The sequence below is a fragment of the Crossiella cryophila genome, assembly GCF_014204915.1.
GTDB classification, from domain to species: Bacteria; Actinomycetota; Actinomycetes; order Mycobacteriales; family Pseudonocardiaceae; genus Crossiella; species Crossiella cryophila.
Genome location: NZ_JACHMH010000001.1, coordinates 8,884,913 through 8,905,835 on the forward strand (window position 1 = coordinate 8,884,913; position 20,923 = coordinate 8,905,835).

The 20,923-nt window shown below is 71.6% G+C and carries 14 protein-coding genes; 5 read left to right on the forward strand and 9 right to left on the reverse strand.

Annotated features, from left to right (window positions below; translation table 11 throughout):
* Nucleotides 1-120 precede the first annotated feature (120 nt).
* Genes HNR67_RS38050 through HNR67_RS38065 form a run of 4 tightly spaced genes read right to left on the reverse strand, consistent with a single transcriptional unit; the run spans nucleotide 121 to nucleotide 3,929 of the window.
* The gene (locus HNR67_RS38050) at nucleotides 121-1,251 is read right to left on the reverse strand and encodes a class I SAM-dependent methyltransferase (protein ID WP_185008032.1); all 1,131 of its coding nucleotides are present in this window, start codon (nucleotides 1,249-1,251) and stop codon (nucleotides 121-123) included.
* A gap of 25 nt (nucleotides 1,252-1,276) precedes the next feature.
* Nucleotides 1,277-2,632, reverse strand: coding sequence for an MmgE/PrpD family protein (locus HNR67_RS38055; RefSeq protein ID WP_185008034.1), 1,356 nt, complete (start codon nucleotides 2,630-2,632; stop codon nucleotides 1,277-1,279).
* The gene (locus HNR67_RS38060; protein ID WP_221490188.1) at nucleotides 2,629-3,318 is read right to left on the reverse strand and encodes a haloacid dehalogenase type II; all 690 of its coding nucleotides are present in this window, start codon (nucleotides 3,316-3,318) and stop codon (nucleotides 2,629-2,631) included. The genes HNR67_RS38055 and HNR67_RS38060 overlap by 4 nt, the downstream gene beginning before the upstream one ends.
* A gap of 53 nt (nucleotides 3,319-3,371) precedes the next feature.
* Complete coding sequence (locus HNR67_RS38065) at nucleotides 3,372-3,929, reverse strand: CGNR zinc finger domain-containing protein (RefSeq protein ID WP_185008038.1); 558 nt, start codon at nucleotides 3,927-3,929, stop codon at nucleotides 3,372-3,374.
* 228 nt (nucleotides 3,930-4,157) lie between these two features.
* On the opposite strand from HNR67_RS38065, the gene HNR67_RS38070 reads away from it, so the two are divergent.
* Nucleotides 4,158-5,177, forward strand: a complete 1,020-nt coding sequence (locus HNR67_RS38070) for an SAM-dependent methyltransferase (RefSeq protein WP_185008040.1) — start codon at nucleotides 4,158-4,160, stop codon at nucleotides 5,175-5,177.
* A 4-nt stretch (nucleotides 5,178-5,181) separates the two neighbouring features.
* On the opposite strand, the gene HNR67_RS38075 is transcribed toward HNR67_RS38070, so the two are convergent.
* Nucleotides 5,182-5,805 carry a helix-turn-helix transcriptional regulator gene (locus HNR67_RS38075; RefSeq protein WP_185008042.1) on the reverse strand — a complete coding sequence of 208 codons (624 nt, stop codon included), beginning with the start codon at nucleotides 5,803-5,805 and terminating at the stop codon, nucleotides 5,182-5,184.
* Between the two features lie 220 nt (nucleotides 5,806-6,025).
* A complete protein-coding gene (locus HNR67_RS38080) occupies nucleotides 6,026-9,130 on the reverse strand; it encodes an ATP-binding protein (RefSeq protein ID WP_312989016.1) in 3,105 nt (1,034 codons plus the stop codon).
* 944 nt (nucleotides 9,131-10,074) lie between these two features.
* On the opposite strand from HNR67_RS38080, the gene HNR67_RS38085 reads away from it, so the two are divergent.
* Nucleotides 10,075-10,392, forward strand: a complete 318-nt coding sequence (locus tag HNR67_RS38085; RefSeq protein ID WP_185008046.1) for a hypothetical protein — start codon at nucleotides 10,075-10,077, stop codon at nucleotides 10,390-10,392.
* Nucleotides 10,393-10,668: 276 nt separating this feature from the next.
* On the opposite strand, the gene HNR67_RS46010 is transcribed toward HNR67_RS38085, so the two are convergent.
* Together HNR67_RS46010 and HNR67_RS38095 are read right to left on the reverse strand one after the other, a co-directional pair.
* Entirely contained in the window at nucleotides 10,669-12,726 is a 2,058-nt protein-coding gene (locus tag HNR67_RS46010) for a helix-turn-helix transcriptional regulator (protein ID WP_185008048.1), read from the reverse strand.
* An 82-nt stretch (nucleotides 12,727-12,808) separates the two neighbouring features.
* Nucleotides 12,809-13,972, reverse strand: coding sequence for a cytochrome P450 (locus tag HNR67_RS38095; protein WP_185008050.1), 1,164 nt, complete (start codon nucleotides 13,970-13,972; stop codon nucleotides 12,809-12,811).
* A 176-nt stretch (nucleotides 13,973-14,148) separates the two neighbouring features.
* Between HNR67_RS38095 and HNR67_RS38100 the strand changes: the two genes are divergently transcribed.
* On the forward strand, nucleotides 14,149-14,919 hold the full coding sequence (locus HNR67_RS38100; protein WP_185008051.1) for a hypothetical protein: 771 nt from the start codon (nucleotides 14,149-14,151) through the stop codon (nucleotides 14,917-14,919).
* Nucleotides 14,920-15,090: 171 nt separating this feature from the next.
* Entirely contained in the window at nucleotides 15,091-16,938 is a 1,848-nt protein-coding gene (recQ, locus tag HNR67_RS38105; protein ID WP_185008053.1) for a DNA helicase RecQ, read from the forward strand.
* Nucleotides 16,939-16,946: 8 nt separating this feature from the next.
* On the opposite strand, the gene HNR67_RS38110 is transcribed toward recQ, so the two are convergent.
* Nucleotides 16,947-20,195 (reverse strand): GH92 family glycosyl hydrolase, encoded by a 3,249-nt coding sequence (locus HNR67_RS38110; protein WP_185008055.1) that lies wholly within the window; start codon nucleotides 20,193-20,195, stop codon nucleotides 16,947-16,949.
* A gap of 249 nt (nucleotides 20,196-20,444) precedes the next feature.
* Between HNR67_RS38110 and HNR67_RS38115 the strand changes: the two genes are divergently transcribed.
* Nucleotides 20,445-20,909 (forward strand): alpha/beta fold hydrolase, encoded by a 465-nt coding sequence (locus HNR67_RS38115; RefSeq protein ID WP_185008057.1) that lies wholly within the window; start codon nucleotides 20,445-20,447, stop codon nucleotides 20,907-20,909.
* Nucleotides 20,910-20,923 lie beyond the last annotated feature (14 nt).

The window sequence follows — 20,923 nt, forward strand, 5'->3', positions numbered from 1 at the left end:
GGACAACGCCGGTGGGGCGCGGAGATTCCCGTGGGACGGGTGGGGGTGGTCAACGCCACCGGGCGTTGACCCGGCGGTCGCGATCCGGCTCGGCACCGTCCTCGGCTCGGTTGCCGATGCCTACTTCGGGCCGTAGCGAACCCAGTCCGGCCCGCCGCCCTCCAGGTTCACGCCCTTCTCGAGCACGGCCAGGTTGTGGTGGAAGTGCAGGCTCCTCACCGACCGGTCGGTAGGGGCGCGATCGCGGGGGCTTGACGCCAGGACTTCCTCGTGGTTCAGGCCGTCGACCAGGGTTTTGAGGAAACCGAGACTGGTGTGTGGGGAGTTGAGGTCCTCGCTGGTGCCGCCGAAGCGGGGCCAGTAGGAGGTCTGCAGGTCCTCGATCGCGTAGTAGCCGCCGTCGCGGACGTGCGGGAACAGGGTGTGGAAGGTGGTCAGCACGTGGGCGTTCTGGTGGCTGCCGTCGTCGATGACGATGTCCAGCGGGCCGGTGCGGGCCACCACCTCCTCCAGTGCCTTGGGATCGGACTGGTCGGCGCGCAGGATGTGGATTCGTTGCTGGGCATGGGGAGTCTTGTCGTGCACGTCGACGCCGTGGATGGTGGCGCGTGGGAAGTAGTGCTTCCACATGCGCAGCGAGGCGCCGCCCGCGGTGGGGTTGTCGAAGCCGCCGATGCCGATCTCCAGCACGGTCAGCGGGCGGTCGCGCAGCGGCTCGAAGTAGCGCGGGTAGTGCTGGGTGTAGTGGTGGATCCCCCACTTGTCCGACTCGTGCCGGCTGGCCAGCTCGGTCAGGGTGGGCCGGTCGCGGTGGTCCAGGGTGGCCAGCAGGCGTTGGGTGGCGGCGAAGAAGGCCGGTGGGCGGCGGAAGGACTCGATGTTCCCGGCGTCGCGGAGTTCCACCTGACGACTGGCGGCACTCGCCGCCTCGCGCGGGCCCAGGAGCTGGCGGAGCAGTTCGCCCAGGTCCTGGTGGATGGTGGCGTGCGGGTTGGCGGATCGGGCCTGGGTGTGGGTGGCGCCCGCGTCGGTGATGCCGACCAGGTGGTCGGTTGTGGTGTCGCGGTGGGACAGGCGGAGTTGGACCTCGATCCTGGTGTCCGGGTCCAGGCGGGGCGGGTCCAGGCGGTAGGCGATCTCGTCGGCGGCGATCTCGGTGCAGCGGGCCGGGCCCACCTCGTCGATGGCGGTGGCGAGGTCGGCCGGGTGGCCGCCCGCGGCCGAGATGAGCCGGGTGATGTCGGTTGACATGGTGTTTCCCCCTGGTGTCGCGTCCCTAACCCAGTTCTAGCAGGCGGGTGAGGTCGTTGATGTCGGGGAGGGTGTGCAGCCTGTCGAGCGTGGACCTGAGTTGGGCGGCCCGGTCCGGGGTGAGGATGCCGGTGGTGAGCGCGGTGAACTTGTCGGCCAGGTCCTGTGTGGACAGTGGGTTCCGGTGACTGCCCAGTGGGTGTTCGACTTCCCGGTGGTGCACGGCGCCGGTGCTGGTGGTGAGGTGGACGGTGGAGCCGATCGACTGGTGGGCCTGCCGGTCGAACCCGGGATCGCCGGTGATGGTGATTTTCTGGGCCAGGGCGTCGATATCCGGGTCGGCGCCGCGGTCGGTGAGGATGTCGGCGAAGGTGACGTGGCCCTGGTGCGCGGCCACGGCCAGCACGTACTGGACGCTGTGCGAGCGCAGTGGGTTGTTGTCGATGACCTGGTAGGACGACTCGGGTGCGCGGATCGCGATCTTGGCGATGTCCTGTGGGGACAGGGATTCCGTCGCCATGATGTCGAGCAGGGCGTCCAGGCTCGCGGGGATGAAGACGCAGCAGGCGTTGCGCTTGAAGAAAAGCCGGGTGATCTCGTGGCGGGTGCCGATGCCCTCCAGCAGCGCGTGCTGGTCCCACTGGCCGGTGAAGGCCTTGCCGAAGGGGTACTTGCCGCCGAGGATGTCGGCCGGGCCGCGGAAACCGGTCGCGGCGAGCAGTGCCGCCTGCACCCCGGCCTGGGCGGCCAGGCCGATGTTGAGCGGGCGGGACTGCTCGGTCGGATCGTCCACCCAGGACAGCAGCCCGCCCGCACTGGTGCCTGCCAGGCCCAGCGCGTTGCGGAAGGAGTCGTTGTCCAGGCGCAGCAACAGTCCCGCGGCGACCGCGCTGCCCAGCGTGCCCGCCACCGTGGTCGGATGGAAGCCGCGGGCGTACTGGGCGGCCGGGCCCAGCGCGTAGCTGACCCTGGCGGCGATGTCGACACCGGCCACGATCGCGGCGAGCACCTCGACGCCGCTGGCGTGCTGCCGTTCGCCGACGGCCAGGGCCGCCGGGCCGATCACGGCGATGGCGTGCACGTTGGCGGCGGGGTGGTGGCTTTCGATGTCGCAGTAGTAGGCCAGCGCGCCGTTGGCCAGGGCCGCGGTGGCGGCGGTGGTGCGCAGACAGGATCCGACCAGGCTGGACTCGGGGGTGCCGCCGACCTCGCGGACCAGCCGTTCCAGCAACCGCATGATCGGGAACTCGCGGGAGGTGGCGGCGAGCTGCGCGCCGAGGCAGTCGTAGAGGGTGGTCCTGGCCTGGTCGAGCACCGCGACGGGCAGCCGGTCGGGGGCGAAGGCGGGCAGGGCGTCGAGGAGTTGCTGGGTCGGCGTCATCGGGCGAACCCCAGCAGTGCGGGCAGACCGCGCAGGTCCGGCAGTTCGGCGGCGGGTTCCGGGGTGTCCGGGTGGCGGGTCTGGGCCTGGCGGTTGATCCACACCGTCGGGATGCCCATCGGCACCGAGCGGGGCAGGTCGACGAACTGGGACTGGGCCACGTGCACCACCTCGTGCGGCCGCACCCCCGCGCGCTCCAGCACCAGCTCGAACAGGGCCGGGTGCGGCTTGTACGCCCCGACCACCTCGCCGGTGATGACGTGCGTGAACGGGTCGCCCAGCTTGCGCGCGCTGACCTCGATGATGTCCTGCTGACTGTTGGAGATCGTGGCCAGCGGCAGGTGGCGGCGCAGCTCGGCGAGCACCGGGACGGTGTCCGGGAAGGGGTCCGCCTCGGCCATCGCGTCGCCCAGGGTGGCCAGATCCGCTTGCGGCAGCACGATTCCGTCCTCGGCCAGGGCGGCAGCGGCGGTGCTCGCGAGCAGGTCGCGGTAACGCTGGAACGGGCCGGACACCGCGGGCAGCGCGTGCCGGTGGTACCAGCGGTGGTGGAACTCCCCGACGTCCAGCTCGACTCCGTTGACCGCGAACAACGTGGCGAGCTGGGCGCGTAGCGCGGAGTCCCAGTCGATCAGCGTGCCGTAGGTGTCGAAGGTGACCAGTCGGACAGCAGTGTCAAGCGCCATACCCATGACAGTAGGTACGACTGGCGTCAGTAGTCAATGACTCTTAACTACTGTCATTCCGGGCCGCGCTGCCTGCGGCGCTCACGGTAGGCCGTGACGTGCGCGCGGTTGCCGCAGCCCTTGGTGTCGCAGAAGCGGCGGGAGTTGGGGCGGGAGGCGTCGACGAAGACGTTGCCACAGCCCGCGCCCTCACAGATCCGCAGCCGGGCCGCACCGCTGTCGGCGATGACGGTCAGCAGCGCGACCACGCAGGTGGTGGCCACCCGCTCGGCCAGCGGCGCCCTCGGCCGGACGTAGTGCCAGTGCCAGTCGCCGTCGTGGTCGGTGAGCTGCGGTTGCGCACCCAGGTCCCGCAGCAGCGCGTTGAGGTCCTCGACCGATTTGCGCACCGGGGTGCCGCCGAAGACGAACCGCAGCCGGGGCCGCAGCGCGCGCAGCCGCTCCAGGTCGGTCGCGGCCAGCGGCCGGTCCAGCACCCAGCCGCGGGCGCCGAGCAGTCCGGCCAGCTCCGCCTCGGTGGCCAGGGTGTCCTGCCCGGTCAGCACCTGCTGGCTGTTGACCAGGTCGACGGCGGTCAGCACGGCCCGCCCGGTGTAATCACTCAGGGCCATGGACACTCCCGATCGGCGAGGACTGGATGTTCAGTAGTTCGATCCAGTATAGAGCTGACGTTTGGTGCTCCCGCTCATTGTCGGACACGTCAGCCGACTCGTCAGCCATGGACCTGACTTCCCCCCGGATGTCCGGTCGCCGTGTTCGAGGATGCCTGCTCCGGGCGACGGCTGCCAGGCCGCCGGTTAGCCTGGGCGGGTGGATCGTCTGGTGGGAGTTGAGCACGGGTGACGCGGGTGCTGTTCTCGGCGTCGGAGGAGTACTTCGCGGCCGCCTCGCGTGGGCTGCGGGAGCTGGCGCCGGGCGGGAAGGTCGAGCGGATCGGCCCTGACCTGGGCTGCCTGACCACCGACGGCACGCTGGCGGAGATCGCGGACGCGACGCGGGCCAAGCCGGTGGTGTTCGTGCGGCACCTCACCGAGGAGCTGCTGCGGCTGCCGGCGGCCGAGGCGTCCCTGGACGCGCTGACCGCGGCGGCGGGCCCGCTGCTGGCCGAGCGGGTGGACGCCGGGGCCGAGGTGGCGGTGCAGGCGTGGGTGAGCGGTAAGCGGGCGGTGGCCTACGGGTCGCAGGAGCTGTACACCGAACTCGGGAAAGCGTTGGCGGAGCAGGGTTTCCCGGTCCGCCGGTCCGGGGCGGAGCAGGTGCTGTCGGCGGTGATCTCGGACACGCACGTGTCACTGGGCTTCGCCGGGACGGCGCACGCGCTCAGCGACTGGCCGGGCGGCAGGGTTCGGTTGGCCAAGCCAGCCGGGCAGATCTGCCGGGCCGAGTTCAAGCTGGAGGAGCTGTTCAAGCTGGTCGACCTGCCGCTGCCACGCGGCGGGACCGCGGTGGACCTGGGCGCGAGCCCTGGCGGCTGGACCCGGATCCTGCGCGAGCGCGGCCTGGAGGTCTGGGCGGTCGACCCCGGCGACCTGGACCCTCGGCTGCTGGCCGATCCGCTGGTGCACCACGAACGCACCACCGCCGGCCGGTTCTTCGAGCGCACCCGGCAGCGGTTCGCGCTGGCCGTCAACGACATGCGGATGGACGCGGTGCTCTCCGCGCAGGTGATGGTGGACGCGGCCGAGCGGCTGCTGCCCGGCGCGCTGTGCGTGGTGACGCTCAAGATCGGCACCGACCGGCCGCACGACACGGTGCGGGTGGCACTGGGCAGGCTGCGGCAGCGCTACGAGATCCTGGAGGCCCGGCAGCTGCAGCACAACCGGCACGAGATCACCGTGGTGGGGCGCAGGCTCGGCTGAGGGCTCAGATCATCCCGGCACGCAGCGCGTAGGCCACCGCGTGCGGCCGGTTCTTCAGGTTGAGCCGCTGGGTGACGCCGGAGATCACGTTCTTCACGGTGCGCTCGGAGTAGCAGAGCTGGGTGGCGATCTCCGCGGTGTCCCAGCCGTCGGCCATCAACCGCAGCACGTCCACCTCGCGCGGGCTGAGCCCTGCGGCGTTCATGCTCTTGGGCGCGAGCAGCTCGCGTTGCAGCCGCTCGACGTGTTTGAGCAGCTCACCGAGCATGGCGGGCGGCAGCACCCCGCCGCCGGCCGCGGCCGCGCGGATGCTGTGCACCAGCCGGTCGCCGGTGGCCGCCGCCCTGGGCAGCACCGCCACCACCCGGCATTCCACCGCGGCGAGCAGTTCGGACTCGTCGAGCTGGTTGACCACCAGGACCACCGGCACACCGCCGTTGGCCGCGGCGCGGCGCAGTACGGAGAGCAGTTCGGGGGTCAGCGTGTCGGCCACGACCACCCTGGCGTCCGAACGCGGGGACTGCAGGCCCTCCTCGACCGCCATCTCCGGGCGGGTGCGCAGGGTGCTGGACAGGCCTGCGGCGGTGAGTGGATCGGGTGCGTACACCGCCACGCGAATTGCTTCCACTGCGTTCTCCCCGTACCTGGTGGACCGACACCCCAAGCCTGACGCTGAGTGACACGAGAGACATCGGCCACCTGACGGTGTGCTCACGACAGGGTGTTGACCTGCGCGGACCGGGGGACGAACGGGCAAACCCGGTGGTGCGCTCGGGCAACCTGCGGGTACCTGCGGAGGTGACCTGCGGAGGACAGCCCGTGTCCTCCCCGGATGTCATCCGGCCTGGTCAGCCCGCCCTACGGCGGAAGACCTCGCGGGCGATCTCCACCCGGCCGCGTACGCCGAGCTTGCCGAGGATGTGCGAGATGTGCGTCTGCACGGTGCGTGGCGAGAGGAAGAGCCCGGCGGCGATGCCCGGGGTGGACTGGCCGTCGGCGACCAGGTCGGCGATGCGCAGTTCGGTGGGGGTGAGCGCGGCCCAGCCGGAGACCTCACGCGGGGCGCGGCGGCCGCGCACACCGCGGCGGACGCCGTGTTCACGCAGGCGGCCCTCGGCACGGCGGATGTCCCAGTCGGCGCCGAACCCGCCGTAGTGCGTGACCGCCTCGTGCAGGGCCTGCCTGGCCTCGGCGAGGTCGCCACGGGCGGCGAGCACGGCGGCCAGGTCCTCCAGGGTGGCGGCCAGTTCGATCGCGGGGCCGGTGTCGCGGTAGCGCTGGACGGCGGCCCGCAGCGGGGCGGGGTCGGCCTCGGCCAGGCCCTGGCAGCGCAGCACGGCCGCGGCGGCCCGGCCGGGCGTGGTCTCGGCCTCGGCCTCGATCCGGCAGGCGGCCAGCGCGGCCCGCACGGTGTCCCGCTCGTCGAGTTCGGTGGCCAGCCGGACCAGGTCGGGCAGCCACTGGTGGATCAGCGACATCTCGCCGGGGCGGCGGTCCAGCAGCATCCCGGCGAGGGTGGTCATGGCCGCCCTAGGGTCGCCGTCCTGTTCCAGCACCACACACTGCGCGGCGACCAGGAAGTCCCGGTTCTCCCGGTCGCCGATGGTGGTGATCGGCACCGCGCCGCCGGTGCGCAGGTGCTCGCGGGCGGTGTCCCGGTTGTCCTGGCGGGCGGCGATCAACGCGGCCACGCCATGCCACAGCAGTGACGGACCGGGTTCGCGCAGCCCTGAATAGGTGAAACCAACCACGTCCAGGTGATTCGGATCGAGTTCGGCCAGCGCGTCGCCCCACTCCCCCAGCCAGTACAGCAACACCGCCGCGGTCACCCCGAGCCGGGTGCCGGTGGAGCGGTGCGCGGTGTCCTCGCGTTCCTGCCGGAGCGCGGCGGCGGCCTCCGGCCAGCGGCCGAGGTTCTGCAGACTGAAGATCCGCCCGTCCTGGGCGTAGGCGTGCAGATCGGCGTGGTCCGGCCCGCCGCGCAGGACCTCCAGGGCACGATCGATGCTGGTCAGCGCGCCGAGGTGATCGCGGCGGATGGACTGGTTGAGCCAGCGCACGGTCAGCGCGTAGGCGGTGGCGAAGGAGTCCCCGACGCTCTCGGCCAGGTTGAGCGCCTGCCGCGCGGTGATCTCGGCGGCGTCCACGTCCCCCTCGCCCGCGCGCTGGAACATGGCCAGCGACACCAGCAACCGGGCCCGCCAGGCCACCGGCAGGTCGGTGCGGGACAAGGCTCGCCGCACCGCCTCGACCGCCTCGGTGTTGCGCCCCAGGCTGAACAGGGCCCGCACCAGCACGAAGTACATCTCGGCCCGGTGCCCGGTCCGGGTCGCCGCGGCCAGTCCCTGCCGGGCCCGCACCACCGCGTCGTCGTGGCGGCCGACGCCGAGCAACACCCAGGCCAGCACCACCAGCAGGATCTCGCCGTGCTCGTCCTCGACCAGGGTCTGATCCACATCCCGGCAGAGCAACTCGATGGCCACCTCCGGCGCGTGCGCGGCCAACGCGGTGGCTGTCCCCGCCAGCCATCCACGGGCCCAGGCATCCCCCGGCTGCCCGGAGGCGAGCAACTGCTCGGCCACCCGCAACGCCCCGGCCCCCGACACCGCCAGCGCCTGCGCCGCCTCCCGGTGCAGCGCGGCCCGCAACGCCGCGGACATCCCGTCGTAGAGCGCCTGCCGGATCAACGGATGCCGAAACGCCATCTGCCCACCGGTGTCCACCACGATCCCCGCGGCCAGCGCGTCCTGCAGCCCCAGCACCAGCTCCGCCGCCGACCGCCGCATCAGCACGGCCAACTCGGTGACCGCGAACCGCCCACCCAGCAGGGCGGCCATCCGCAAGATCTCCGCCGATCCCTCCGGCACCACCCGCAACCGCCCGGTCAACGCCTCCGCGAACGAGGTCGGCAACTCCACCTCGCCCGCCCCCACCGCGTTGTTGCGCCGCACCGCGTCAGCCAACTCCCGCAGGTAGAGCGGATTCCCCATGGCCAACTCCCGCAACCGATCCACCACCCCCGCCCCCACCTCCCCCACCAGCCCGGAGAGCATCGCCGCCGCCTCATCGGCCCCCAACGGCTCCACCATGAGCAACGGATGCCCCCGCCGGCCCAACGCCGCCCGCAGCTCAAGCACCTCCCGCCGCCGAGGCACCGGCCGACAGGTGGTGACCAGCAGCAACGGCAACTGGTCGACCGCGGTCACCAACCGATGCCACAACAGGAAGGAGGCCTCATCGAGGTACTGAAGGTCATCCACCACCAGCACGGTCGGCCCAGCCGTGCACAACTCGTCAACCAACCCCGCCAACAACTCGATCTCAACCCAGGCGACATCAGCGGCCTCCAACAACCCCAACCGCCGCTCCCGCAACATCCCCGCGATCCGAGCCCGCCGAGGATCCACCGACCGAGGCCCCACCTGCAGCAAATCCAACATCACCCGCAACGGCGACCGCTGCGACATCGGATCCGCCACCCCAACCAACACGTCATACCCCGCAACCCGCGCCGCCCCCAACCCCCGCGCGACCAGCGCCGACTTCCCAATCCCCGGCTCCCCCTCAACCCACACCACAGCCCCCGTCCCCCGCCCCAGGGCGTCGACGGCCGACCGGAGGACCTCGAGTTCCTTGTCGCGACCGATCCACATGTCCGACGGGGGTCCGGGCAGCATGCGCAGTAACTTACGACCCGGCGGATGTCGAGGGCCAGCAGGCTGGGGGTCGGGCCGGGGGTGTGGCTGGTTCTGGACATGCAGGTCAGGTGGGTTGCGGGCGAGAGGCAGCGCGGGCGGGCGCGAGTGTGCGCGGGGCAGCGCGAGTGTGCGCGGGTCGCCGGGCGAGAGAGTGCGGGTGTGGGCGGGTTGCGGACGCGGGGCCAGCTCTGGGGCACGGGCGGAGCGGTTGCGTGTGCGGCTGGGTCCGAGCCACGGCCTCGGGTGGTGAGCCATGGACGTCCGGCCACTGCCCGTGGATGCCTGGCCAGCGAGCTGAAGTCTGGTGGCAGCACTGGGAGCCTGGCGGGGCCGCGGGGAGTCTGGCGGTAACACTGGGAGTCTGGCCGGAGAGCTGTGACCGCGAGGCTGCCCGGCTCCGGCGTGCCCGGCCTGGCACCCGCTCCATGTACTCCGCGTGCGGGACCATCCGTCCCCAGTCCGCCGGACCGACCTGCCAGGCCGGCCTCGACGCGAGCCCCGTGCGGACCGCGCCGCGCCCACCAGCCCGGCGGCCCACCAGCCCGACGTGCCGGGCAGAGCCCTGCGGCTCGCGGCCTTGAGTTCGCTCGGGACGCCGGGTTCGCTGTCTCGGAGCCGGTCGGAGCCGGTTCGCGGGCTCAGCCTCGCTCGGCGCGTCCGCCGTCGCACCCGCTTGGCCGCTGCATTCTCTTACTCGCCGCGTCGGCTGCCCTGCTGACACGGGTGCCCCGCGCTTGCCGGCGCCGCTGTTCTCCTGCGCAACGTGGGTAACACCGATTCGGTTCCTTGCCGTCTGGATCTTGCCCAGAAAACCAGGTCCCGAACGCCCAACCCAGCTCCGCCCGAACCCAGTCCACCATACCTGAGCAGCGCATTCACCCATCCCGCGATGCCCGGTCCGGAAGCAGAGGTCACCTGAAGGTGTGGCGAACCGGTGCTCGGCGTCAAAGAACCGATGCTCGGCGTCACAGACAGCGGGCAGCGCCGGAACCGACCGTTGGCAGTGGAGACATCGGTGGTCTGTGGGCGAGATTGTGGTCAGTCGAGGGCGGTACGTGTCCAGAAGAGGTCTTCGGGGTGTCCGTGCGGGCAAGACCGGTCGGGTGTCTGGGCAGATCTTGGGGGGTGGGGGTATCGGGCGGGGGGTGGGGAGTAGTGGACTTCTGAGCGGTCCGATCGGCGGGTTGCGGAGGCGCGGGATGGCGAGCAGCGACACCGGGTACGGCGGGCTTGCGGGTGATCTTTTCCTTCGGCTGGCCGCTGATGGCTTGCTCGCGTTGGACGCCGAGCAGGCGGCGGGGATTGTCGCGGAGCTGGTGCGGACCTTGGACTCGGTGTGCCTGTTGCTGCGGTGTGCCGGGGAGGACGAGCGGGAGTCGGCCGCGGACTGGTTGATTCCCGGGGAGCGGGTGGCCGCGGTGGCGGTCGACCGGCGCAGTCTGGAGGCGGCGCGGCTGGAACTGCCGAAGTACATCGAGGCGTTTCGGCTGGTTCGGGATCGGGCCGCCGCCTCCTAGCCGGCCGCCACCGATCCCGGCCGGCCGATCCCGCTCCCGACCGATCGTTGCCGCTTCCGACCGATCGTTGCCGTTTCAAGACGATCGCTGTCGAGTCAGGGCGATCGCTGTCGCTTCAAGCCGACCGGTGTCGCTTCGAGTGGATCGCCGCCGCTCCTGGCCGATCTTCGGACCAGGCTTATCGATCTCCGGGCCAGCCAGCCGCTCTCCAGATCAGCCAGCCGCTCTCCGGGCTGGCCAACCGCTCGCCGGGTCGGCCAGCCGCTCGCTGGCCGGTCAGTCGATCTCTGGGCCGGTCCAGGCGAGTAGGTCGCCGCGGCCGGTGATGGCCAGTTTGCGGTACACGCTGGACAGGTGGAACTCGACCGTGCGGCGGGCCAGGCTCAGGTCTTCGGCGATCTCGGTGTTGGTGTGGCCGCGGGCGACCAGGCGGGCGATGCGCCGTTCCTGTGGAGTGAGCAGGGGGCGGTCGGGCTGGTTGAGGACGCCCAGGCGTTCGCCAAGGGCCGCGGCGCCGCAGTAGTCGACGAGTTCGCGGGCTCGGGCCAGGTGGGGTACGGCCTCGTCGGCGGATCCCGCCTCGCGCAGGGCCAGGGCCAGGTCGTAGCGGGCGTGTGCCTCCGAGAGCGCGGCACCCGCGGTGAACAGGTGTTGCGCCGCTTCGGTGAGCAGCTCGATCCGCTGGGCGCCGCGCTGGGTCAGCGCGCGGGCGTAGGCGGCGAAGCCCAGGGCGCGTGGGGTGCCCCAGGCGGTCGCGGCGGTCTGGTCTGCCTCGGCCAGGGCTACCGCGTCGTCGTGGCGGTCGGCGCGGAGCAGGGTGAGCACCGCCTCGAAGCGCCAGGGCAGGAACTCGGCGTTCAGCTCGGCCCAGCCGGTGACGTGCCGGCCGCAGTCGAGTTGCGCGGACAGCGCGGTGTCCAGGTCGCCGTTGGCGGCGGCGACCGCGCCCCGGCCACGCAACAAGCACATCGAAGAGCCGGTGTCGCGGATGTCGCCGTCGAGGCGGTACTCCGCGAGCACCTGTTCCGCCCGCCTTAGTGCTCCAGTGTGCACCAAAGTCTCGGCCAGGTTGGCGGCCGCGGTGGCCACGATCGGGTGGTTGCGGGCCAGGCCGTAGTCCGCGCACGCGGTCAGCAGACTGTCCAAAGTGGACACTGTGGCGCGTAGTTTTCCCTGTCGCCGCAGGTAGTAACCCTTGGTCAGTTCGCAGCCGAAGCGCTGGATCTCGGCGCCGTCGGCGGGCAGGTCGGCGTCCAGGCCGCGGCAGGCGCGTTCGGTGGCCTCGTCGTCCCCGGCGAGCAGCAGCGCGGACAGCGACAGCCAGCAGGCGTCCCATTCCCGTTTGACGTTGGCCTCGGCCAGCACCGCGGTGGCCAACTCGATCGCGTCACCCGCCCGTGGCTCACGCAACGCGGCCAGGCAGGAGCGGACCGCGGCCAGGCCCCGGCGGGCCACCGGATCGGCCAGGTCGGCCTCGGACAGCCAGCGTTCGAGCCTGCTCAGCCGGGTCGTGCCGCCCGGCCGGAACAGCGCGAACCCGGCCCTGGTGAGCTGCAACCGCACCGCGGCGGCCGGATCGTGCTGGTGCACCCGGTCGGCGGCCTCGTCGAACAGGCGCAGCACGTCCTGGGTGCTGGGCAACCGGGTCGCCAGCCGCCGCAGCAACCCGGTGGTGGCGGTGACCTCGGCCGGGGTGTCCGGCCGCCGCAGCTCCTGCAGCAGGCAGGTCACCGCGGCCAGCGGGTCGGTGTCGGTGAGCATCGCGGCCAGCCGCTGGGTGTAGTCCACCCGCTCGGCCACCGGCAGCGGTTCGGCCAGCGCCTGCCGCAGGTACTCCGCCGCCGCCCGCCAGTCCCCGCGATCCAGTGCCTGTGCCGAGGCGGCACACAGCGCGTCGGCCGCCCAGTCCAGACCGACCGGACCGATCAGCACCAGCTGGTCCGCGGTCCGCTCGACCGCGCCGGGCAACGCGCGCAGCAGTTCGGCCGCGCGCAGCCGCACGGTGATCCGCGCGCCCACCGGCAGTCCACTCAGGACGGTCTGCGCGGTCTCGGCCGCCCGGAAGGACAGCGGCACCTGGTTGACCAGCACGCCTGCCGCGGTCAGCACGTCCACCGCGGCGAGGGTGTCCGGCAGGCTGAGCTGGGCGAGTTCCGCGGTGTCCCGCAGCGGCGCGTCCGGACCGAGCACGGCGACCGCCACCGCCACCGCGCCCGCGTGCGGTCCGAGGCCCTCGAACACCGGCGGACCCGGCTGGCCACTGACCTCCCGCTGCGGTTGGCGGGCGTCCGGGACCCCTTCGACCGCGCGCAAGGCGTCGACGTTCAGTCCCATCCGTCCCGACCCTGCCACGTCACGCTCCCACCTAGGCCCGGTTCCGACCGTAGTCCTTCGGCGGGCGCGGGCCGAGCCGACTTCAGGTTCCCCGCACTGAGACGCGCAGGCCACGCAGCTCGTACGCGGCGATCTCCGGTCGGAACGCCACCGTCGGCGCACTCTCCAGGGTGATCCCCGGCTGGGTGAACAGGGCGTGCAGGAAGAGGTCGCTCTCCAGCATCGCGATGTGCGCGCCGGGACAGCGGTGCGCCCCGTCACCGAAGGCGAGCGCCACCGGTCCCGGCCCGCCGGGCAACTCGCGACCTGGGCAGATGTCGGCCGGGCTGTCGCCGACCGCGGCCGGGTCCACGTTGGTCGCGCTGATCTCGATCTCCACCAGATCCCCGGCCGGGATGGTCACCGGACCGGCCTCGCCGGCTAGCTCGATCGGGGCGATTGTCCGCCTCTTCAGGGTGTTGACCACGGGTTCCAGCCGGAGCAGCTCCTGCAGGATGGCGAGCCGATCCGCTTCGCCCGCGGTGCGGTAGCGCTCGCACAGCTCCGGGTCGGCGAACAGGTGCCAGGCGGCCAGGTTGATGAACTCCCTGGTGGTGACCATGCCGGCGGCGGCGAAGGTCAGGCATTCGCCGAGGATCTCGCTGTCCCGGCAGCCCTCGTCGATCAGGTGCGAGATCAGGTCGTCCCGGCGCGCGCGGCGGCGGGCGCGCACCGCGGGCCGGACGTCGCCGAAGTGGAACCGCAGCCAGGCCAGGTTGAGCGCCAGGAACCCGGGTGGGCGGACCGGGAAGAACGCCTCCAGCCGAGCCGCCATGCCGGGCTTGCTGTCGGTCAGACCGACCACCTCGGCCACCACGGTCAGCGCCACCTGGAAGCTGAGTCGCCCCAGGTCGACGCTTTTCTCCTGGTGCAGCAGGGCGATCTGCTGCTCGATCACCCGGCGCATGAGCGGCCGGTAGTGCTCCTCGACCCGGCGCGGGGTGAAGAACCTGGCGGTCTGCCTGCGGTGTTCGCGGTGCTCGGGCCCATCCCGGTAGAGCACCGGCCGCCGCAGCGAGCTGGGCAGCTTGTCCATCCGCTCGATGGCCAGCCCGGCCTGCCGGGTCTCGGTGCTGCGCAACACCGTGCGGCCCGCGGCCAGGCCACGGACGGACCAGTGCCCCGCGGCCACCTGGGTGACCGGGCAGTCGGACGCCCCGTCCCGGATGAGCCGCCGGTCCTGGCCCGTGCCCGCCTCGCCGCCCATGTCACACCCTGTTCTCGCGGTCCCTGCCGGAACGTTACGTGGTGGCCCAGTCGTGACCGCCGCTTCCCCGGTTCGTTGCAGCCCGTCGCCCGTAATGGTGAACGAAACCGGTGTGCGCTAACGACATCGCGTCACCCCGCGACCTCCGGGCACCAGCCTTCGCCCAGGGAGCGACCATGACCCACCAGTTGCCCATCATGCCCGAAGCACCGCCGCAGCCGCCGCCACCGAAGTTCAGCGGCCTCGCCCTGACCGCGCTGATCCTCGGTCTGGTCGGACTGCTCGGCTCGCCGATCATCATCCTCAACAACGTCACCGCGATCGCCGCCGGAGTCGGCCTGGTGCTCGGGGTGATCGCGCTGTTCGGCACCCGCAAGGTGCTGGCCGCCATCGGCGCCGCGCTGTGCGTGCTGGCCATCGTCATCACGGTGGTGGTGCAGGTGGCCGCGGTCAAGGCACTGGATGAGGCACTTCAGGGCAGCACCAACCAGGGCCAGGTCAGTGACGGGGACCCGGGCAAGGCGAAACCGGTCGACAACCCGCCACCCGCGGAAGCACCGACCTGGGGTAAACGCTACACCTGGAAGGACGGGCTGGCCGTCGAGGTGGCCAAGCCGATCGCCTGCAAGCCAGGCAAGTTCTCCTCACCGTCCACAGTGGACCGTGCGGCCAAGTTCACCGTCACCGTGGTCAACGGCACCAAGGAGGCGGTCGAGACCAGTCTGCTGCTCGGGCTCAGCGACGCCCAGTTCGACGGGCGGGAGGCCAAGCCGATCAGCGATTTCAACGGTCCATGCGGCACCGGCACGGACACCGGCACGGTGCTGCCGGGCAAGAGCTTCAGCTACGAGGTCGCCTACGCCGTCGGCGCCAAGCCTGGCGAGATGCAGCTCGCCTTCCAGCCGGGCTTCGGCCGGGACAAGGCGGTCTTCGTCGGCCCGGCCTGAGTCCACCGTCGGGGAAACCCGTGCAGCCTCTTTTTTCGCCGCGGATCTTGGTCGAGGGGCAGGTCAACCGGGGTGGCCGACGGAAAGCTCACCGTCGGTCACCGGCCCGGTCCACCCGTTCGGAACGCGCTGCGGCACAGCGTGTCGGCGGGTGTCGGTAATCTCGGCCCCGTGACTTCGACGGAGGCCGGAACGGACGTGGCGGACGCGACGCAGGTACTGCGCCGCGTCTTCGGTTACGACTCGTTCCGCGGCGAGCAGCAGGCGATCATCGAGCATGTCGTCGCGGGTGGCGACGCGCTCGTGCTCATGCCCACCGGCGGCGGAAAGTCGTTGTGCTACCAGATTCCCGCCCTGGTGCGGCCCGGCGTCGGCGTGGTGGTGTCGCCGCTGATCGCACTGATGCAGGACCAGGTGGACGCGCTGACCGCGGCCGGGGTGCGGGCCGGGTTCCTCAACTCCACCCAGCTGCCGTATGAGCGGCAACTGGTGGAGTCGCTGTTCCTGGCCGGGGAGCTGGACCTGCTCTACCTGGCGCCGGAGCGGCTGCGGCTGGAGTCGACCATGCGGCTGCTCGACCGCGGCCGGGTGTCCTTGTTCGCCATCGACGAGGCGCACTGCGTGTCCCAGTGGGGGCACGACTTCCGGCCCGACTACCTGGGCCTGTCCGACCTGCACGAGCGCTGGCCGGACGTGCCGCGGATCGCGCTGACCGCCACCGCCACCGAGGCCACCCACACCGAGATCGCCACCCGGTTGAACCTGACCGAGGCCAGGCATTTCGTGGCCAGCTTCGACCGGCCCAACATCCAGTACCGCATCGTCGGCAAGAACGATCCCAAGCGGCAACTGCTGGACTTACTGGGCACCGAGCACAAGGGCGACGCGGGCATCGTCTACTGCCTGTCCAGGGCGTCGGTGGACAAGACCGCGGAGTTCCTCTCCGCCAACGGTTTCGAGGCGGTGCCCTACCACGCGGGGCTGGACGCGGGCACCAGGGCGCGCAACCAGGCCCGGTTCCTGCGCGAGGACGGGCTGATCGTGGTGGCCACCATCGCCTTCGGCATGGGCATCGACAAGCCCGACGTGCGTTTCGTGGCCCACCTGGACCTGCCGAAGTCGGTGGAGGGCTACTACCAGGAGACCGGCCGCGCCGGGCGGGACGGGCTGCCGTCCACGGCCTGGCTGGCCTACGGGCTGCAGGACGTGGTGCAGCAGCGCAAGATGATCGACACCTCCGAGGGTGACGACGCGCACCGGCGCAAGCTGGGGCAGCACCTCAACGCGATGCTCGCGCTGTGCGAGACGGTGGAGTGCCGCCGGGTGCAGCTGCTGAAGTACTTCGGGCAGCAGGGCCAGCCGTGCGGCAACTGCGACACCTGCCTGAACCCGGCGGAGTCCTGGGACGGCACGGTGGCGGCGCAGAAGCTGCTGTCCGCGGTGTACCGGCTCAAGCGCGAGCGGAACCAGAAGTTCGGCGCCGGGCAGGTGGTGGACATCCTGCTGGGCAAGAAGACCGCCAAGATCATCGAGCACGACCACGACGCGCTGACCGTCTTCGGCATCGGGGCCGATCTGCGGGAGCAGGAGTGGCGGGCGGTGGTCCGGCAGCTGCTGGCGCAGGGTCTGCTGGCGGTGGAGGGCGATTACGGCACGCTGGTGCTCACCGAGGCCAGCGGGCAGGTGCTCAGCCGTCAGCGCGAGGTGCTGCTGCGGCGGGAGCCGGAGCGGCCGGTCAGCAAGTCCAGCCAGGCCAAGGCGAAGAAGGCCGCGGTGGCGGCGGATCTGTCACCGGAGGCGACGGCGTTGTTCGAGCAGCTGCGTGCCTGGCGGGGCGCGGTGGCCAAGGAGATCGCCAAGCCTGCCTACGTGATCTTCCACGACGCCACGCTGCGCACTATCGCCACCGAGCGCCCGGCCACCCTGGCGGCGCTCGGCGGCATCAGCGGTATCGGCGAGGCGAAGCTGGAGGCGTACGGCCAGCAGGTCCTCGACGTCCTGCACGGAGGCGCCGAATGAGGTTATGACTAGGACAGGGTGAGCGCGTACAACTCGATACGCGGATCGTTGGGCAGGGTGATGGAGCGGATCGCCTTGGCGGGATCCAGCGGCACGGTCTGGCCGAACAGCCGGACCGGTGGACCGTCGATCCCGGTGCCCGCCTTGATCCGGTGCGGCATCTCCAGCAGCACGGTGGTGCCGGCCGGGGTCGAACCCGCCCAGTCGCCGACGGCCAGCGCGGCGTCGACGGTGGTGCCGTCGGCGTAGCGGATGGACAGTGGCGCGGTGACCGGGCCGTTGTGGCTGGCGGAGACCAGTTTCAGGCTGCTGTGCCTGCCTTCGGGCAGCAGCAGGGACTGGCCGCGGGATTCGACGAAGTTGGGCTTGGTCCCGCTGGGATCCGGGGCGGCGTAGGTGGTGGCCGCCCAGGTGACCGGGCCGGGCGCGGGCAGCAGGGCGGCGTCGTAGCTCCAGCCGCCGCCGTCGAAGTTTCCTTCGGCGGAGGCGGTCACGGTGGCGGTGCCGTCGTGGTCGGCCACGGTGGCCAGGTTCACCGCGCACTGGGTGCCGCTGGTGCTCGCACAGGTGGCGGCGGTGCGTAGCTCGACGGTGAGTTCGCGGACGACCTTGTTGCCGTCCAGGGCCTCCGCCCGCACCAGCACCGGGTACTTGCCTGCCGGTGTGCCGGCCGGGACGGTGAGGGCCAGTGGCACGGTCTGCTGGGTCGGCAGCCGCTGGGAGCGCAGCAGGATCGGCGCCTGTGGGGCGTCGAGCCGCCAGCCCGCCGGGGCGGTGGTCCGGATCTGGGCGGCCAGGACGCCCGGGGACTGGCCGAGCACGTCCAGCGGCAGGGTGGCCTGTTGCGGGCTCGCCGAGGTGGGCAGCACCGCGGTGGGCTGGCGCAAGGACGCGTCGAGGTGGTGGCGCAGGTCGCCGATCGAGCGGTTGATCGACGGCGGCTCGTCCTGGCGGCCGGTGCCCCAGTTCGACGGGGTGCTGCCCAGGGTGTGCGCCAGGGTGCCGCCGCGGGCGAGGTCGGCCCAGGACAGCCAGGTCCGGGTGACCGGCCGGTTGTCCAGCGACACCCGTTGCACGTAACGGTTCGCATCGCTCGCGCCGGGCGCGGTGACGGTCAGCGTGCCGCCCTGGCGGCCGCCCCAGTCGCCGATGCGCACGGTGGCGGACGGGAACTGCGGACTGGACAGGGCGAGGAAGTTGGCGCCGCTCATGGTCGGGTACAGCCCGAGAGAGGAGAAGACATACCAGGCTGACATGGTGCCCAGGTCGTCGTTGCCGGTCATGCCGTCCGGGCCGGTGGTGAACAGGGTCATCGCGGCGCGGACCACGGTCGCGGTCTTGGCCGGGGCGCCTGCCCACAGGTACATGTAGGGCGCGTGCAGGTCGGGCTCGTTGTTCGGGTTGTAGGTGGGTTTGCCGTAGTAGTCGTAGGGATCGGTGATCCAGTCCTTGCGTGCGGTGCCCGCCGGGTCGCGCAACAGCTTGTCGTAGGCGAAGAACCGGTCCAGTCGCTGTTCGGTGGCCTTGCGGCCGCCCATCAGCTCGACCAGTCCGGCCGGGTCCTGCGGCACCAGCCACTGGTACTGGTACGCGCCGCCCTCGTGGAACTGGTGCCCGGCGCCGACCGGGTCGTACGGCGTGACCCAGGTGCCGTCGGTGGTGCGCGGGCGGAACTGGCTGATGCCCTTGTCCCACAGGTTGCGGTACCACTGGCCGCGTTCGCCGAACATCCGCGCGTCGGCGCGTTCGCCGAGGGCGTCGGCGAGCAGGGCCAGCGAGGCGTCCGCGGCCGCGTACTCCATGGTCGCCGAGGCCGGGTGCACGCAGTCGTTGTCGCCGCCCTTGTGCGCGCAGTCGACGCCGAGTTTGAGACCGGAGGGGATGTAGCCACGCTTGTTGTAGTAGTCCACACCAGACCGTCCGTTGTAGACGGAGCCGGCCGGTGGGGTGGCGGTGGCGTTCTTGCGCAGCAAGGTGTACGCCTCGCGTTCGTGCCCGGTGAGCAGGCCCTTGGACCACGCCTCGACCAGGAACGGGGTGACCGGGTCACCGGTCATGATGTTGGTCTCGCTGTTGGCCAGTGCCCAGCGCGGCAGCCAGCCGCCGTCCCGGCCCGCGGCCAGCACTGACAGCGCGACATCCCTGGCCACCTGGGGTTCCAGCATTTCCAGCAGCTGGTTCTGCGGGCGGTAGGTGTCCCACAGGGACAGGTTCTGGTACGGGGTGAAGTCGGTGGCGGTGCGCACCTTGTCGTCGAAGCCGAGGTACTTGCCGTCGACGTCGCCTGCCAGGTTGGGGTGCAGCAGGGAGTGGTAGAGCGCGGTGTAGAAGGCGGTCTGCCGTTCGGTGCTGCCACCGCCCACGCTCACCGAGCGCAGCCGCTGCTGCCAGGCCTGGTGCAGCTTGGCGCGCACGGCGTCGAAGTCGTGCGCGGCGCCGGTCTCGGCGGTGAGGTTGCGGCGGGCGCCGTCCAGGCCGGTGTAGGACAGGCCGACCTTGACCACGACGTCCCGGTCGGTGGCCGCGTCGAAGGTCACCCAGGCGCCGTTGCCGCCCGCGCCGGCGGCATCGCGGGTGTCCGGGCGCTTGGTGGTGCCGCGCCAGGTGCCGAACGCGCTGAACGGACGGTCGAAACTGGCGCTGAAGAAGACGGTGTGGTCGTCCTTGCCCGCGCAGAACCCACCCGCGCGGACCCGGCCCTCGATGGTCCGGTCGCCGACGACGTGGATCTCCGAATCGTGCACGCCCTGGTTGGCCTTGCCGGTGTTGAACAGCACGTTCGCCGCGGCGGTCGCCGGGAAGGTGTAGCGCTGCCAGCCGGTGCGCTCGGTCGCGGTCAGCTCGGCGTTGATCCCGTAGCGGGACAGCCCGACCCGGTAGTAGCCGGGGCTGGCCTCCTCGTCGTCGTGGGAGTACTTGGAGCGGTAGCCGGTGTGCTCGACCGAGTCGACCGGCCCGGTGGTGGGCATGATCGGCAGTTCCCCGGCCACCCCGCAGCCGACCCCGGAGAGGTGGGTCTGGCTGAACCCGTGGATCTGGTCCTGCTTGTAGTCGTAGCCGCCCTGACCACCGGTGTCCGGGCTGACCTGGACCATGCCGAAGGGCGCGCTCGCCCCCGGGAAGGTGTTGCCGAAGTTCTGGGTGCCGACGAACGGGTTGACCAGCGTGGTCGGGTCGGCCACCGGCTGCGCGGAGGCGGTCGCGGGCGCGGCCAGCCCGCCGGCCAGCAGCGCCACGGCCAGTGCGGGCGCGAGCACCCGGGCCCGCGTGAGCGCGGGCGTCCGGGCGAGCGAGCGTGTCCTGGCGGGTGCGAGTTTCCTGGCGTGCGTGACGGTTCTGCCGGGAGTTGGTGACAAGGTTCCGCCCCCTCGCTGACAACGTTGTCGGAGTCAGAGCGACCATGCCACGGACCGCCGACCCACGAAAAGGGCCTGTCCGGGGAACTGTCCGATTTTGGCCCGGACCGCGCGAACCGGCTTGAGTCTCCGGTTACTTGAGGGCTCACCGTGGCGACATGGCTGTCGAGAAGATCATCCAGGGCCTGTGGACAACCGACCACGGCTGTGACGGTGGACCTGCGCGGGCACGGCCGGTCAGCGGCCGCGCCCTGGCCCTGGCCGGGTGCGCTGGCGGACCTGTCGGCGGTGGTGGACGGACTGAGGTCGGCCGCGCCCGCGGTGATCGGACATTCGCTGGGCGGGATCGTGGCCGCGCTGTGGGCCGCCGGGCACCCGGACTGCCCGTTGGCGGTGAACCTGGACGGACACACCAACCCGGCCCGTCCCGAGCACTACGCCGCCCCGGATCCCGATTCCGCGCACCGAGCCCTGCGCGGTTTCCTGGACGCCGAACTGGCCGCCGCGGCGGCGGCGACCCCGTTGCTGGAGCTGATCCGGATCGAGTCCGGCCACGACGTCCACCGGGAGCGGCCGGCGGTGGTGGCCGCGCTGGTGAATCGGTTGACCGGCTGACGATGCTCAATGGT

What these genes read in the sequence shown, in the direction of transcription:
- HNR67_RS38050 (WP_185008032.1), bottom strand. Translation starts at nt 1,251, where the DNA reads ATGTCAACCGACATCACCCGGCTCATCTCGGCCGCGGGCGGCCACCCG.
- HNR67_RS38100 (WP_185008051.1), top strand. Translation starts at nt 14,149, where the DNA reads ATGACCCACCAGTTGCCCATCATGCCCGAAGCACCGCCGCAGCCGCCG.
- HNR67_RS46010 (WP_185008048.1), bottom strand. Translation starts at nt 12,726, where the DNA reads ATGGGACTGAACGTCGACGCCTTGCGCGCGGTCGAAGGGGTCCCGGAC.
- HNR67_RS38080 (WP_312989016.1), bottom strand. Translation starts at nt 9,130, where the DNA reads ATGGCTCACCACCCGAGGCCGTGGCTCGGACCCAGCCGCACACGCAAC.
- HNR67_RS38085 (WP_185008046.1), top strand. Translation starts at nt 10,075, where the DNA reads ATGGCGAGCAGCGACACCGGGTACGGCGGGCTTGCGGGTGATCTTTTC.
- HNR67_RS38060 (WP_221490188.1), bottom strand. Translation starts at nt 3,318, where the DNA reads ATGGCGCTTGACACTGCTGTCCGACTGGTCACCTTCGACACCTACGGC.
- HNR67_RS38095 (WP_185008050.1), bottom strand. Translation starts at nt 13,972, where the DNA reads ATGGGCGGCGAGGCGGGCACGGGCCAGGACCGGCGGCTCATCCGGGAC.
- HNR67_RS38065 (WP_185008038.1), bottom strand. Translation starts at nt 3,929, where the DNA reads ATGGCCCTGAGTGATTACACCGGGCGGGCCGTGCTGACCGCCGTCGAC.
- HNR67_RS38055 (WP_185008034.1), bottom strand. Translation starts at nt 2,632, where the DNA reads ATGACGCCGACCCAGCAACTCCTCGACGCCCTGCCCGCCTTCGCCCCC.